General features: G+C 62.1%; 14 protein-coding genes and 2 pseudogenes. 5 read left to right on the forward strand and 11 right to left on the reverse strand.

The window, feature by feature from the left end; all coding sequences use genetic code 11:
• Positions 1 to 69: 69 nt before the first annotated feature.
• Positions 70 to 1290, reverse strand: a complete 1221-nt coding sequence (locus ACFOJ9_RS20345; protein ID WP_378980691.1) for an alanine racemase — start codon at positions 1288 to 1290, stop codon at positions 70 to 72.
• A gap of 206 nt (positions 1291 to 1496) precedes the next feature.
• Here ACFOJ9_RS20345 and ACFOJ9_RS20350 point away from each other — a divergent pair.
• Positions 1497 to 2413, forward strand: a pseudogene (locus ACFOJ9_RS20350) (DMT family transporter).
• 647 nt (positions 2414 to 3060) lie between these two features.
• Here ACFOJ9_RS20350 and metF read toward each other — a convergent pair.
• Both metF and ACFOJ9_RS20360 read right to left on the reverse strand, forming a co-directional pair.
• Entirely contained in the window at positions 3061 to 3978 is a 918-nt protein-coding gene (gene metF, locus ACFOJ9_RS20355; protein ID WP_378980693.1) for a methylenetetrahydrofolate reductase [NAD(P)H], read from the reverse strand.
• A complete protein-coding gene (locus tag ACFOJ9_RS20360) occupies positions 3978 to 4985 on the reverse strand; it encodes an ArsR/SmtB family transcription factor (protein WP_378980695.1) in 1008 nt (335 codons plus the stop codon). The genes metF and ACFOJ9_RS20360 overlap by 1 nt, the downstream gene beginning before the upstream one ends.
• 186 nt (positions 4986 to 5171) lie before the next feature.
• Here ACFOJ9_RS20360 and tsaA point away from each other — a divergent pair, with 186 nt between their 5' ends.
• Both tsaA and ACFOJ9_RS20370 read left to right on the forward strand, forming a co-directional pair.
• Positions 5172 to 5711: a tRNA (N6-threonylcarbamoyladenosine(37)-N6)-methyltransferase TrmO gene (gene tsaA / locus ACFOJ9_RS20365; protein ID WP_378980697.1), complete on the forward strand. Its 540-nt coding sequence runs from the start codon at positions 5172 to 5174 to the stop codon at positions 5709 to 5711.
• Complete coding sequence (locus tag ACFOJ9_RS20370) at positions 5708 to 6022, forward strand: DUF2293 domain-containing protein (RefSeq protein ID WP_378980699.1); 315 nt, start codon at positions 5708 to 5710, stop codon at positions 6020 to 6022. The genes tsaA and ACFOJ9_RS20370 overlap by 4 nt, the downstream gene beginning before the upstream one ends.
• Positions 6023 to 6028: 6 nt before the next feature.
• Here the strand turns inward: ACFOJ9_RS20370 and ACFOJ9_RS20375 are convergent, their stop codons facing one another.
• The gene (locus tag ACFOJ9_RS20375) at positions 6029 to 6532 is read right to left on the reverse strand and encodes a hypothetical protein (RefSeq protein ID WP_378980701.1); all 504 of its coding nucleotides are present in this window, start codon (positions 6530 to 6532) and stop codon (positions 6029 to 6031) included.
• A gap of 151 nt (positions 6533 to 6683) precedes the next feature.
• Here ACFOJ9_RS20375 and ACFOJ9_RS20380 point away from each other — a divergent pair, with 151 nt between their 5' ends.
• The gene (locus tag ACFOJ9_RS20380) at positions 6684 to 7688 is read left to right on the forward strand and encodes a D-amino acid aminotransferase (protein ID WP_378980703.1); all 1005 of its coding nucleotides are present in this window, start codon (positions 6684 to 6686) and stop codon (positions 7686 to 7688) included.
• 10 nt (positions 7689 to 7698) lie between these two features.
• Here the strand turns inward: ACFOJ9_RS20380 and ACFOJ9_RS20385 are convergent, their stop codons facing one another.
• Positions 7699 to 8316 carry an MOSC domain-containing protein gene (locus ACFOJ9_RS20385; RefSeq protein ID WP_378980705.1) on the reverse strand — a complete coding sequence of 206 codons (618 nt, stop codon included), beginning with the start codon at positions 8314 to 8316 and terminating at the stop codon, positions 7699 to 7701.
• Between the two features lie 106 nt (positions 8317 to 8422).
• Between ACFOJ9_RS20385 and ACFOJ9_RS20390 the strand changes: the two are divergent.
• Positions 8423 to 8593, forward strand: a pseudogene (locus ACFOJ9_RS20390) (methyltransferase family protein); the annotation flags it as partial.
• 8 nt (positions 8594 to 8601) lie between these two features.
• Here ACFOJ9_RS20390 and ACFOJ9_RS20395 read toward each other — a convergent pair.
• The 6 genes from ACFOJ9_RS20395 to ettA form a co-directional block, all read right to left on the reverse strand.
• Complete coding sequence (locus ACFOJ9_RS20395) at positions 8602 to 9723, reverse strand: beta-ketoacyl-ACP synthase III (protein WP_378980707.1); 1122 nt, start codon at positions 9721 to 9723, stop codon at positions 8602 to 8604.
• A 131-nt stretch (positions 9724 to 9854) separates the two neighbouring features.
• Positions 9855 to 10190, reverse strand: coding sequence for a hypothetical protein (locus ACFOJ9_RS20400; RefSeq protein ID WP_378980709.1), 336 nt, complete (start codon positions 10188 to 10190; stop codon positions 9855 to 9857).
• Between the two features lie 106 nt (positions 10191 to 10296).
• Complete coding sequence (gene tam / locus ACFOJ9_RS20405; protein ID WP_378980711.1) at positions 10297 to 11088, reverse strand: trans-aconitate 2-methyltransferase; 792 nt, start codon at positions 11086 to 11088, stop codon at positions 10297 to 10299.
• Positions 11085 to 11351 carry a type II toxin-antitoxin system RelE family toxin gene (locus ACFOJ9_RS20410; RefSeq protein WP_378980713.1) on the reverse strand — a complete coding sequence of 89 codons (267 nt, stop codon included), beginning with the start codon at positions 11349 to 11351 and terminating at the stop codon, positions 11085 to 11087. The genes tam and ACFOJ9_RS20410 overlap by 4 nt, the downstream gene beginning before the upstream one ends.
• Positions 11348 to 11596 (reverse strand): DUF6290 family protein, encoded by a 249-nt coding sequence (locus ACFOJ9_RS20415; protein ID WP_378980715.1) that lies wholly within the window; start codon positions 11594 to 11596, stop codon positions 11348 to 11350. The genes ACFOJ9_RS20410 and ACFOJ9_RS20415 overlap by 4 nt, the downstream gene beginning before the upstream one ends.
• A 59-nt stretch (positions 11597 to 11655) precedes the next feature.
• On the reverse strand, positions 11656 to 13305 hold the full coding sequence (ettA, locus tag ACFOJ9_RS20420; RefSeq protein WP_378980717.1) for an energy-dependent translational throttle protein EttA: 1650 nt from the start codon (positions 13303 to 13305) through the stop codon (positions 11656 to 11658).
• Between the last annotated feature and the right edge of the window lie 29 nt (positions 13306 to 13334).

Consider the following 13334-nt stretch of genomic DNA (forward strand, 5'->3'; position numbering starts at 1 on the left):
AGAAGGTAATCCTTCCTTGCTGTTGTCTCAGCAAATCTTCCCTATTCGCTACTGGCTATTCCCTATTCGCTAATCCGCCATCGTCTCCAAACTCGCAAAGCCTTGTGGCGCATCGCCCTCGTCGAACGGCGTCGTCACCTCGACGAAGGTGTCGGGATAAAAGCCGTTGAAGCGGGTTCTGAGCGACAGCGAGTAGGCGCCGATGTGGCCGATTTCGATCCAGTCGCCGGTGTCGACCGTCTCCGGCAGCCAGAACGGCCGCGACAGGATATCGACGGAATCGCAGGTCGCGCCGCAGACCTTGAACGGCACGATGTTCTTTTCCTCGCCATTGCGCGAGCGGATCGCCGGATCGGGAATGAAGCGCGCCGGCAGCGTGATCTTGCCGGTCCATGAATCCGACAGCGACGCCCAGATGCCGTCATTGATGTAGAGCCGCTTGCCCTTGCGCAGCAGCACCCGCACGATCAGCGACAGGCAGCGCGCCACGATCACCCGACCGGGTTCCGCCACCAGCGGCATCTGGTCGAACTGGTACTCCTTGAGATCGCCCGACAGCCGCGACATGATCTGGCCGAGCGACGGCATCTCGATCTGCTTGCGGTTGGGGTCGTGGCCGTATTCGGCGGGGAAACCGCCGCCGACATCGAGCCCGGCAATATCGAAGGTCAACCGGTTGCGCACCCAATCGGCGGAGGCCAGCGCCCGTTCATAGGTGTCGGGATCCTCGATCTGACTGCCGACATGGAAACACAGGCCAACCTTGTAGCCGGTACGATTCAGCCGCTCGGCGAGTTCGACGGCATAGGCCGGCCCGGCGCCGAACTTCTTCGACAGTTCGTAGGCGGCCGATCCTTTCGTCTGGATACGCACGAACACGCTGATCGAGCCCGGATCGATGTCGAGTGCTCGCACCACCCGCGTCAGCTTGGTGATCTCGTCTTCATGGTCGAGGGAAATGACGCGGATGGCGTATTTCTCCAGCGCCAGCTTGACGTCCGACTGCGCCTTGACCGGATGCATGTAGAGCATCTCGGCATCGGGAGAAACTGCGCGCACGGCGGCGAATTCGCCCGGCGAAGCGACGTCGAAAGCATTGACGCCGGCCTCGACCAGGGTCTTCAGCACGATCTGCTCGCCATTGGTCTTGACCGCATAGGCGGTCTTGCCGGGGAACATGCCCATGAACTGCCTGGCATCCGCCATCAGCACCTGCGGGCGGAAGCAGTAGACCGGATCGTCCGGGCGAAGCGCCAGTGCCGCCTCGCGGGCATTCTCGAATCGCTGCATGGACGAATCCTTGACCTAGCCTGCGCACAATTAATCCAAGCTAGCGGCTAATGAAAACAATTCTGTGTCTCGCGGCGCTGACGCAGCGGCGCTAGGTCTTTGAGGAGCTACGTCTGCCATCAATCAGGTTTCGGGTGGCCCTTGTCCGTGGACCCGATATGGCTTCTGCCTGACTGGCATACAGGCCGTTTGGGAGGGCGACTCACATGGCAATAGCCGCGACATCAGCACAACGCGGGCCGATGGTGCTCAGGGATTGGGGGCAACTTCTGCTGCTCGGTGCGATCTGGGGCGGCTCGTTCTTCTTGCCCGCATCGCGGTGGCGGAGCTTCATCCGCTGGTGCTGGTGCTGTTTCGCGTTGCCATCGCCGCGATCGCGCTGCAGATCTATCTCGGCCTGCGTGGCCCTTCCTTTCGCCTCGCGCTTCCGCATGCCGGCCTGTCCTTCCTGCTGGCGCTCACCAACAATGTCGTCCCCTTCTCGCTGATCTTCGCCGGTCAGACAGAGCTTGGCGCCGGCGTCGCCTCGGTGCTCAACGCAACGACGCCGTTCTGGACCATGATCCTCGCCAATGCGCTGACACCAGACGAAAAGCTCTCCTGGAACAAACTGGCCGGTATTGCGCTTGGCATCGCCGGCACGGCTGTGATGATCGGCCCCGGCCTGCTTGCCGGCCTCGGCGGGCCGGTCTGGGCCAAATTCGCTCTGATCGGCGCTTCGCTGTCCTATGGCGTCGCCCTGATGGTCGCTCGCCGCTTCAAGGGCGTGCCCTCACCGGTCATCGCCACTGGACAATTGACCGCCTCGACCATCATCATGATCCCGATCGTGCTCTTCACCTATGGACCGACCGGCCTGTTCTTGGCCTCGCCGCCGGTCTGGGCGGCGGTGCTGGCGCTGGCGCTTTTGTCCACCGCCTTCGCCTACATCCTCTATTTCAACCTTGTCGCCTCGGCCGGTGCCACCAACGCCGCGCTGGTCACGCTCATCGTGCCGGCCAGCACCATGCTGCTCGGTTTTCTCTTCCTTGGCGAACGTCTAGAGTTGTTCGAGATTGGTGGCGTGGTGCTGATCGGACTCGGTCTCATCATGATCGACGGACGGCTGCTTGGTCGACGTTAGAGCGCCGCGCGTCCACTGGACGCGCAAAGGACGCTCTGACCACTTAATTGCCCCCGCGCATCGCGAAAGTCGAATTCGACTTTCGCAGCGGTAGCGCTGCCATGACACGCCGGCGACACACCACCGCCACATTTTATTCACAGGTCTGAAGCCGGATTTTGCCTAGGAGTTTCAAAGCCTAACGGCAAAAGCGGGGTCGCAAAATCCACAATCACGTCGCAATGCAGCACATTTTCCGCTTGCCTGTGGCACAAATGAACCTAGACTCTCAGGCATAGCTCTTTAAGAGGAGGCTATGTCATGGGACTTACGAGGCCTATCAACGCATTGATGATCTGTGCTGCGTTCGCCTTCATCGGAGCCCTTATTATGGGCTTTCTTCCCTGACCCGCCAAGACGGGAAGAACCAGCACAACATAGTCCAAACCATTGAAAAGGCCGGGTTTTTACCCGGCCTTTTTGCATTTCGGACGCTTCTTCGAGACTCATGGTTTGAGCATGATCTTTTCCGAAAACCGGATTCCACTTTTCGGGATCATGCTCTAACAGGCTGTTGAAAAACTGTTTTGTTCACGGAACGTATCAGAATCAGACCGAGCACAAACCAGATTCAAAACGGGTATCTCCGTCCCTTTTTCCACAGCCTGCTAAGCCGCAGCCGATCCCGCAACCTCTGCTTCATGCGAGCGGATGCCGATCATGTGGCAGACGGCGAAGACGAGGTCGGCCCGGTTCATGGTGTAGAAGTGGAAGTCGCCGACCCCGCGCTCGACCAGATCCAGAACCTGTTCGGCCGCCACCGCCGACGCCACCAGCGCATGCGTCTGCGGGTCCCGCTCAAGGCCCTCGAAACGTTCCGCCAGCCAGCCGGGCACATGCGCGCCCGCCCTCGCGGAAAAGTTCGCGACTTGCTTGAAACTGTGAACCGGCTGGATACCCGGCACGATGGGGATGTAGATGCCGGCGCGACGGACGCGCTCGACATAGCGCTCATAGAGATCATTGTCGAAGAAGAACTGGGTGATCGCCCGCGTCGCGCCATTGTCGACCTTGCGTTTCAGCATCTCGATGTCGGTGGCGAAATCGGGGCTTTGCGGATGCTTTTCCGGATAAGCCGCGACGGAGATGTCGAAATCCGCGATTGTCTTAAGTCCGGCGACCAGCTCCGCGCCATTCTCGTAGCCACCGGGGTGTGGCCGATAGGGTTCGCCGACGCCGGAAGCCGGATCGCCGCGCAGCGCCACGAATCGGTTGATGCCGATCGACTTGTAATCCTGGATGACCGCGTTGACCTCGTCGCGCGTTGCACCGACGCAGGTCAGATGCGCCGCGGCAGGAATAGCGGTTTCCGTCAGGATGCGCTTTACAGTGCGCGCGGTGCGCTCACGCGTCGAGCCGCCGGCGCCGTAGGTCACCGAGACGAATTTCGGCTTCAGCGGCTCCAGCCTTGTGACGGTGTCCCATAGTTTTGACTCCATCTCGTCCGTCTTCGGTGGGAAGAATTCAAAGGAAACCCTGACCTTGTCGCCAATGTCGGGACGGCGGGAAAAGCGGAACTGGTTCATCAGGCGGTTTCCCTTATCTGCCTTTTGTCGTTGGAAGGATCGGCGATCAGCAGGCGCCGGTCGCGACCAAGCCAGAGCTTTACGGTGAGCCTGGCCTCGTTGCCGCCGCGCGGCTCGAACTCTTGGGCATCCTCGAGATCGAGGCCGGCTTCCTCAAACCAGTCCGCGATCTGCCGGTCGGAAAAGCCGAGCCGCATATGCGCGTGCTCGTCGCGCAGGAATTCCAACGCATGCGGCGCGAAGTCGACGATGACCAGCCGCCCCGCCGGACGCAAAAGCCGCGCCGCCTCGCGGATGGCGCGGGCGGGATCGTCGAGATAGTGCAGCACCTGATGAATGGTTACGAGATCGAAGGCATCGCGCTCGACCGGCGGCGCGAAGATGTCGCCCTGCCGCACCTGCGCATTCGAAACGCCGGCCTTGTCGAGATTGGCGCGCGCCACGGTCAGCATCTCGCGCGACATGTCGATGCCGACGCCGCGCCGATAGAGCGGCGAGAAGATTTCCAGCAGCCGCCCGGTGCCGGTGCCGAGATCGAGCATCGACTGGAACGGCCGCTTGCCGACCAACTTCAACATTGCGGCTTCGACGGCGCGGTCCGGCACATGCAGCGAACGGATATGGTCCCAGCTCGCCGCATTCACCGAAAAATACTCGACCGCCCGGTCTTGCCGCTTGCGTTTGACCGAGGCCAGGCGCTCGAGGTCGCGTTCGACCTGCGGATCGGCACCGCGAATGCCGGAAACCAGCCCCATGACGAAGCCGCGTGAGGAATCCGCATCCGACAGGCGGAAGAAGGCCCACGACCCTTCCTGGTAGCGGCCGATCAATCCGGCCTCCAGCAGGAGCTTCAGGTGACGCGAAACGCGTGGCTGCGACTGGCCGAGAATTTCGGTAAGATCGGAAACGGTGAGGTCGCCGCGCGACAACAGTGCCAATATGCGCAGCCGGCTGGATTCGGCCGCCGCCTTCAATGTATCCACCATGGTGTCGAGCGAGACATGCATCAGCGTATTCTCTTTGAAAAGATATAAACATATGTTTATGTCGATTTTCAAAACCTTGCAAGCGCTATGTCGCTTCCGGACAAGAAAATGCCGCATGCGTCGACTCTCGATGCATGCGGCCCAGAAGTGGGCCGCGGTCCTTGGGACACGACATGCACGAACAAAAAGATGCGGGATGATAGCAGAATGACCGGACCGCGTGAGATGTTCGAAACGCGAGAAGGCGAGCAGAGGCTGGAGAACGATCCGGCACTGATGCCGCCTGATGGCGGCATCGTCTTCATCGGCCGCATCGCCTCGCCATGGACGACGCGCGAAACCTGCCCGAAGAACATGCGCAGCGCACGCGAGACCGGGCAGCCGGCAGTACTGACAATAGACGCGCCCTATCGCCTTGGCCTGCAAGGGCTGGAGCGCGCCAGCCACGTCATCATCCTGTCCTGGCTGCATCACGCGCCGCGGACTCTGATTGTGCAGAAACCGCGCCATGCGGCTGAAGCGAAAGGCGTATTTTCGCTGCGCTCCCCTGCCCGCCCGAACCCCATCGGGTTGCACATCGCCAAGCTGATCGCTGTCGATATCGGCACAGGCCATATCGATCTCGACGCCATCGACGTGCTCGACGGCACGCCGGTCATCGACATAAAACCCTATTTCGCCTCGACTGACGCCATACCGGAGGCGACTATTGAAGGGCGCGACGAGCCCAATGGGATTCGGCGATGACAGCGCCAACCGGCCGTCGCCGCGCCATCGCCAAGGCGCTGACGGCACTTCTGCCGCTGGCGCCTTATGCCGACATGGAAAAGATCCGCACCGACGCCGGTGCGGTTCACATGAAGACCTTGCCGCCGGGCATCGCCGTATGGCTGACGACCATCGCCCATATCCGCCACATGCACACCGATTACGAAAAACTGCTGAGCGAAGGCTATGACCGCGACTCGGCGCGTTTCTTCGTCATAGAACAGACCAACATCGTGCTCACCCGCTGGCGTGCGACACGCCTGCTCGACGCCGATGACGAGGAGGATTGAGCACGGTTACTTCCTCGTCAGCACGGCGACCGCATTGTAGGGCTGGCCGTCGGCCTGGCCTACCCAGGTCCAGGACAGATTGCCCTTGAAAAACCTGACGGTGATGTTGCCGCCGTCGATGCACTTGTCCTGACCGTAGGTGATGCTCTCGTGGTATTCCGCCGATGTGTCGTCCCTGGACGTCTGCGACAGGGATCCGCCGCAGCCGAGCGACGGATAGTCGATCGACGCATCGCCATCGTTAATCGTCATGGCGATCGGCCAATCGGCCCCGGCATCGCCCGCCGGGCTCTGGTGGCCGCTGCCGACCCAGGTGCCGCTCAGCGTCGGCACATTCACCGCGCAAGGCAGGTTCTGGAAGATCGGCGTCAATTCGCTGCCGGTTTTCTCGCAGCGATAGGTCTGGCCGCCCTGGCACAGCTCTTCGCCCTCCCGCGCGCATCGGGCGCTGGCTTCGCCGAACGCGGCGAACATCGACAAAGCTGCAATAGCGACCCCAAACCTGACCATATCCCCCTCCCGTTCAGAACTCGCAATGTAAGGCAATTCCGATCCAATGTATCGGCGAGATGGTCATGGAGGCCGAACAGCGCCGGGCGGGTGGCTCTATGCCTTCTGTCTGGCGCCGCTAGCCTCTCGCCTTACGCGACAGGAGACCCCGATGAGCCGGACGATGGCAACACAGGACAAGAAGCAACTGCCCGTGGTTGGCGACCGTCATGTCGACCCGCACTCCTACCCCGAGGGCGTCGCTTTCCTCGACGGCCAATACCTGCCGATGTCACAAGCCAAGATCTCGGTGCTGGACTGGGGCTTTCTGCATTCCGACGCCACTTACGACACCGTGCATGTCTGGAATGGTCGCTTCTTCCGCCTCGACTTGCATCTCGGCCGCTTCTTCGGCGGGCTGGAAAAGCTGCGCATGACCATTCCCTTCGACCGCGACGGCGTGGCCGAAATCCTGCACAATTGCGTGGCGCTGTCCGGTCATCGCGCCGCCTATGTCGAAATGCTGTGCACGCGCGGCGCCTCGCCGACCTTCAGCCGCGACCCGCGCCAGGCGGTCAACCGCTTCATGGCGTTCGCCGTGCCGTTCGGCTCGGTCGCCAACGCCGAGCAATTGCAGCGCGGCCTGCGTGTCGCCATCAGCGACAAGGTGCGCATTCCGCCGGCCTCGATCGACCCGGCGATCAAGAACTACCACTGGCTCGATCTGGTGCGTGGCCTCTACGATGCCTATGACCGCGGCGCCGAGACCGCGTTGATTCTCGACTTCAACGGCAATGTCGCCGAGGGTCCGGGCTTCAACGTCTTCTGCGTCTGGGATGGCAAACTGTCGACGCCTTCCATTGGCGTGCTGCCCGGCATCACCCGCCGCACTGTCTTCGACCTGTGCGCCGAAGAAGGTCTTGCCGCCACCGCCACCGATGTCAGCGTCGCCGCATTGCGCGAGGCAGACGAGGTTTTCATCACCTCGACCGCGGGCGGCATCATGCCGGTGACGGAGATCGACGGCGTCCGGATCGCCGACGGCAAGGTCGGGCCGATCACCAGCCGCCTGATGGCGCGCTACTGGCAAAAGCACGATGATCCGGCGTGGTCGAGCCCGGTGAACTATCCTGAAGGCGGCGTAGCCCCACTCCTTTGGCTGCGTACTGAACGATGAGAACCCGCATCTATGCCGTGTAGATCCACTGCTCCGGCACCCGCGCCGAAATCTCTTCGCCGACGCTGATCGTTCCCGGTTTCTCGACCCAGGCGACGACGCCGCGCAGCCGCATGGCTGCTTTCGGGAACAACAGCGCCCCGGCTTCGACGTCGGCCATTCCGGCATGCTCGGCGATCGACCGGCCGGCGATGCGGCATGGTCCGTTCTGTGCGTCGACCTTGATGGTCACGCCGCCTTTGAAGAACAGCAGCGTACCGGCCGGCAGCATGGAGAGGTTGGACACCCCTTCGATCACCAGATTGGCGCCGAGCCATTCCGGCTTGACCTCGGCCAGGCCCATGCGTTCGGCGACGACGGCCAGCTCGTCCGCCGCCACGATGGACAATTGCCGTTCGTTGCGCATTTCGGTGCCGCGCGGATACCAGGGCTCGCGCCCGCCCGAGCGCCGCGTCGCGCCGGAGTGGAAATCACCATCGATGCCGTTGAAACCAAGGCGCAACGCGTCGACCGGGCGCGTCTCGAAACGCCCTGATGGTGCGACGTAAAGCGCTGCCGCCTTGGCGGCGAGTTTTCGCGCCGGGATGATGTCAACAGGCTTTTCAGCCTCGGGGAAGAGATCCAGCATGGCGTTCTTTTCTCTCGTCATCCAGCGAATTAGCCGGGCGGACTTCGCGGCGTCCAGTTGAAAGTGCTGATTGTTCGATCAGCACCACCGATGGGATGGCGATCACGCTGGCATCGCCTGGTGGGCGCGCCTGCATCTCGGCAGGCTGTGGCCGGGCACCGTCACCGCCAAGGCCGGGCACCGTATCGTCGATACCGGCCCATACGGACTGGTCCGCCATCCGATCTACACCGGATTGCTGCTGGCGATCCTCGCCACCATGGCGGCCAAGGGCACCGAGCTGAATCAGAGCATCCTGAGCAGCGCGCCGCCGATCGAATACCCCGCGCCAAAGGCGCAGATCAGGCCGAAATCGCCTGCCTTCATGTCGGCATGGTTTTCCGACAGCGCGACGATGGCGCCGGCACCCGCCGTGTTGCCCAGCCGCTCCAGCACCATCGGCGCGCGGTCGTGGTCGACCTCGTGGCCGAACGACAGCTTCAGGATCATCGCATTCATGCGCGCATTGGCCTGATGCAGCCAGAAGCGCCTGATCGCTTGCGGCGTCAGCCCGTGCTCGGCCAGGAATTCGACGATGAATTTTTGCCCGGCGACGGTGACTTCCTTGAACACCTTGTTGCCGACCTGCTTGATCAGATTGCCTTCCAGATTGATCATGTAGGGATCATCCTGGGCGGTACGGGTGTGATAGCCCAGATTGGTGCGGATGTTGTTCGACATCTGCGTCCAGATGCGCGTGTCGAGCACCTCGAAGCGCCCCGGCCGCTTGTCGCCCTTGGGCAGGCCTTCGACCACCATCGACACCGAAGCGTCGCCGAAGATGAAATGCGTCTGCCGGTCGCGGAAATTGAGATGACCGGTGATGATCTCGGGCGTCGTCACCAGAATGCGCTTGTGCGCGCCCGACCGCACCAGGTTGACGGCAATGTGCAAGGCGGCGGCCGCCGAAGAACAGCCAAGCCCCATGTCGAAGCCTGCGCCCTTGGTGCCCAGCGCTTCCTGCATTTCGATGGCGATTGCCGGATAGGGCCGCTGGTGATGCGAGGCCGAGCAGATCACCAAATCGATATCGGACGGCTTCAGCCCGGCATGGTCGAGAGCCTTTTGGGCCGAGGCGATGCCGAACTCGGCTTCGAGCGACAGCGCATCGTCAGGCCGTGGCGGAATGCGCGGCGCCATCCGGGTCGGATCGAGAATGCCCTCGCGCTCGATCACATGGCGGGTGCGCACGCCCGAGGCGTGGACGATGAAGTCGCTGTCCGATTTCGGCAGTGGCGGCTCGCCGGTATCCTGGCGGCGCGCATTCTCCATATCGACCCAGGCATTGAAGCTGGCAACCAGCTCTTCATTGGTGATCTTGGCTTCAGGGATTTCAACGCCGATGCCACTGATGATGACGCGATGCATATATCCAGTCCGTCCCATCCGCAGCGTTGCGGGCTTCATGTGGGCGCCGGAACGCTCCGGCGCAACACTTTTCTCACCGCGGCGGTTTACGCCGGCTTAAACCAAAGGTTTAGGCCGACTTAAGCCTGATTTCACCAGGCGCAGAGCTTGGTGTTGGTCTGCGGATTGTACCAGCAGGCGCCGTCGTCGTGGCTGCGCACGAACTGCCCCGGCAGCGGCACATTGCGGCGGCCGAGATTGACATAGCCATAGGCAAAACCCGGCCCGTCTATCTCCAGCACATAGGTCGGATAGCCCGGCGCCGAAATGCGGAAGCTGCCCGCATCATCGATCGCCCTGTAGGTGCATGCGAAATAGCCGTCGTCGCTGGTGAAGCAGCGCGCCCGCTTGGCTTCCGCTGAGATCGAGAACGCCAGAAGTGCCGCCGCGCACACGCCCCCGCCGAAAAGCATCTTATTCAGTGTCATCATCCACCCCCTGCCACGTGGGCCATCGTGACCCCAACGCGATGAAATGCGCATGGCGGCGAAACCGGGTCAAGCGGCCGCAACGGGCGCCGCGTAACGTGGATAATCAGGCCCGTTTGGCGACGATGAAGATGCGTGGAAAGCGCAAAAGCACCTTGCCATTTGCCATCTTCGGATAGGCCTTTTTGACCTTGGCCGTGTAGCTGTCGAGGAACATTGTCCGCTCGTCGGCGTCCAGCGGATCGAGGAACGGCTTCAGTCCCGTCGACTTCACCCATTCGACGATCGCCTCGGCGTCTGCCAGCGGATGATTGTAGGCCGTATGCCAGATATCGAGCCGGTCGGAGAACGGCGACAGCAGATCGTAGTAGAACGGCACCGGCGGCAACGGCCCGCGTGCCGCGCCCTTTAGCTTTTCGGCAAACGGCATCTCGGCGGCGGTCTCCCGCATCAGACGATGCGAATCCTCGCCCATATTGTCGGGCATCTGGATGGCCAGCGCGCCGCCTGGGGCGAGGAAGCCCATCAGCCGCTGGAAGACCGCGGGATGCTCGGGCAGCCACTGGAACACCGCATTGGCGAAGATCACGTCGACCGGCTCCGCCGGCTGCCATTTGGAGGCATCGGCGAGATCAAAGGTGACCTCGGGCAAACGCGCCCTCGCCTTCTCGATCATGTCGGGTGAGGTGTCAAAGCCGCTCACCTGCGCATCCGGCCAGCGCCCGACAAGCAGTTCGGTCGAGTTGCCCGGCCCGCAGCCGATGTCGACGACGCGGCGCGGAAAGTCGACGGGGACCTGCGCCACCAGGTCCCGCGCGGGCCGCGTGCGCTCATCCTCGAATTTCAGATATTGGGCGGCGGACCAATCGGGCTTTTGTGAAACGACGCTGTTGTTCATCGATACACCTCGCGACGGTTGCCTATTTCCACGACTAGGACCACAAGGCTGCTATCCCAGAACTGGACGATGATCCGGTAGTCGCCGACGCGAAACCGCCAAGCTTCTTCTTTGGTTGCGGTAAGGCGTTTGGCAAGAACTCTTGGATCGGGATGCGCTGAAACTCTTCCGGAGAGGAATTCGAGGACGCGGCGTTGGCCCTTCGTCGAAAGCCGTTCAATGTCCTTCTTAGCGCGCGGCGTGAACTCGACACGCCAACTCATTCAGCGGCGGGCTTCTTGTTACGCTCGTCGCCTTCACGAAGTTCAAGCTGGCGGATCATCTCCTCCAGCGGGATACGAACGCCGTCGTCATTCTTGACCCGCTCCTCGGCAATCCTGGCGTCCTGCCAATCCTCGATGGCCTCGAGGATCGCGTCGACTGCGACCTGATCGGTCGTACGGCCACTGGCCTTGGCCATGTCGGCCAGCAGCTTTTCGGTCTTTTGCGGCAGTTTGACTGTGATCATGGAAAGCTCCGTCAACCCAATTTAGGTCAAACGACGATCGCCCGCAACGGACCGGCCCCTTACCGCGTCAGCCTCTTGTAGGTCATGCGGTGCGGGTTGATGGCATCCGGCCCGAGGCGGCGGATCTTGTCCTGCTCGTAATCCTCGAAATTGCCCTCGAACCATTCGACATGGCTGTCGCCCTCGAAGGCGAGGATGTGCGTCGCCAGACGGTCGAGGAACATGCGATCGTGCGAGATGATGACCGCGCAGCCGCCGAAGTTTTCCAGCGCGTCTTCGAGTGCGGCCAGCGTTTCAGTATCGAGATCGTTGGTCGGCTCGTCGAGCAGCAGCACATTGCCGCCGGTCTTCAGCATCTTGGCCAGATGCACGCGGTTGCGCTGGCCGCCGGAGAGGTTGCCGACCTTCTGCTGCTGGTCGCCGCCACGGAAGTTGAACGACGCGCAATAGGCACGCGTGTTGGCTTCGAACTTGCCGAGCTTGACCACTTCGGCGCCGCCGGAAATCTCTTCCCACACCGTCTTTGACGGATCGAGCGCATCGCGGCTCTGGTCGACATAGCCGAGCTTGACCGTCTCGCCGACGCGGACTGAGCCCGCGTCCGGCTTTTCCTGGCCGGTGATCATGCGAAACAGCGTCGTCTTGCCGGCGCCATTGGGGCCGATCACGCCGACGATGCCGCCAGGCGGCAGCTTGAATTCCAGGCCGTCGATCAAAAGCGTGTCGCCAAAGCCCTTCGACAGGCCTTCCGCCTCGATAACCACATTGCCGAGCCGCTCGCCATGCGGAATGACGATCTGCGTATCGCTCGGACGCCGCTTGTCGGCTGCATCCAAAAGGTCTTGGAACGCCTGGATACGCGCCTTGGACTTGGTCTGGCGGGCCTTCGGGCTGGATTGTATCCATTCGCGCTCGCGGCCGATGGCGCGCTGGCGGGCGTCGTCCTCGCGGCCTTCCTGCTTGAGGCGCTTGGCCTTGGCTTCGAGATATTTGGTGTAGTTGCCCTCATAGGGAATGCCGCGGCCGCGATCGAGTTCGAGAATCCAGCCGGTGACATTGTCGAGGAAGTAGCGATCGTGGGTGATGATCATCACGGCGCCCGGATAGGCGCGCAGATGCTTTTCCAGCCACGCCGTGGTTTCGGCGTCGAGATGGTTGGTCGGTTCGTCGAGCAGCAAAAGGTCGGGCTGGCGCAGCAAGAGCTGGCAGAGCGCGACACGGCGCCGCTCACCGCCCGACAGCTTGGTGACTTCCGAATCCTTGGGCGGGCAGCCCAGCGCTTCCATCGCCATCTCGACCTGCTGTTCGAGGTCCCACAGGTTGAGCCTGTCCATCTCGTCCTGGAGCTTGGCCGACTCGTCGGCCGTCTCGTCGGAATAGTTCATCATCAATTCGTTGTAGCGCTCGATGATGGCGGTCTTGGCGGCAACGCCCTCCATGATGTTCTCGAACACGGTCTTGTCCGGATCGAGCGCCGGCTCCTGCGCCAGGTAGCCGACGGTGGCGCCTTCGGCGAGCCACGCTTCGCCGTTCCACTCCTTGTCGAGCCCGGCCATGATCTTGAGGATCGTCGACTTGCCCGAACCGTTGGGGCCGAGGATGCCGATCTTGGCGTCGGGATAGAAGGAGAGATGGACATTCTCGAGCACCTTCTTGGTGCCATAGGCCTTGTTGAGGCCGGCCATGTGATAGATGAACTGGCGTGCCACGCGCGCTTTCCCTGAAAAACTGACTGGAT

Source organism: Mesorhizobium cantuariense, assembly GCF_042647205.1.
GTDB lineage: Bacteria > Pseudomonadota > Alphaproteobacteria > Rhizobiales > Rhizobiaceae > Mesorhizobium > Mesorhizobium cantuariense.

Bases quoted from the DNA above. Each gene is read 5' to 3' on its own strand.
- ACFOJ9_RS20345 (WP_378980691.1), bottom strand. From the start codon at position 1,290: ATGCAGCGATTCGAGAATGCCCGCGAGGCGGCACTGGCGCTTCGCCCG.
- metF (WP_378980693.1), bottom strand. From the start codon at position 3,978: ATGAACCAGTTCCGCTTTTCCCGCCGTCCCGACATTGGCGACAAGGTC.
- ACFOJ9_RS20360 (WP_378980695.1), bottom strand. From the start codon at position 4,985: ATGCATGTCTCGCTCGACACCATGGTGGATACATTGAAGGCGGCGGCC.
- tsaA (WP_378980697.1), top strand. From the start codon at position 5,172: ATGACCGGACCGCGTGAGATGTTCGAAACGCGAGAAGGCGAGCAGAGG.
- ACFOJ9_RS20370 (WP_378980699.1), top strand. From the start codon at position 5,708: ATGACAGCGCCAACCGGCCGTCGCCGCGCCATCGCCAAGGCGCTGACG.
- ACFOJ9_RS20375 (WP_378980701.1), bottom strand. From the start codon at position 6,532: ATGGTCAGGTTTGGGGTCGCTATTGCAGCTTTGTCGATGTTCGCCGCG.
- ACFOJ9_RS20380 (WP_378980703.1), top strand. From the start codon at position 6,684: ATGAGCCGGACGATGGCAACACAGGACAAGAAGCAACTGCCCGTGGTT.
- ACFOJ9_RS20385 (WP_378980705.1), bottom strand. From the start codon at position 8,316: ATGCTGGATCTCTTCCCCGAGGCTGAAAAGCCTGTTGACATCATCCCG.
- ACFOJ9_RS20395 (WP_378980707.1), bottom strand. From the start codon at position 9,723: ATGCATCGCGTCATCATCAGTGGCATCGGCGTTGAAATCCCTGAAGCC.
- ACFOJ9_RS20400 (WP_378980709.1), bottom strand. From the start codon at position 10,190: ATGACACTGAATAAGATGCTTTTCGGCGGGGGCGTGTGCGCGGCGGCA.
- tam (WP_378980711.1), bottom strand. From the start codon at position 11,088: ATGAACAACAGCGTCGTTTCACAAAAGCCCGATTGGTCCGCCGCCCAA.
- ACFOJ9_RS20410 (WP_378980713.1), bottom strand. From the start codon at position 11,351: ATGAGTTGGCGTGTCGAGTTCACGCCGCGCGCTAAGAAGGACATTGAA.
- ACFOJ9_RS20415 (WP_378980715.1), bottom strand. From the start codon at position 11,596: ATGATCACAGTCAAACTGCCGCAAAAGACCGAAAAGCTGCTGGCCGAC.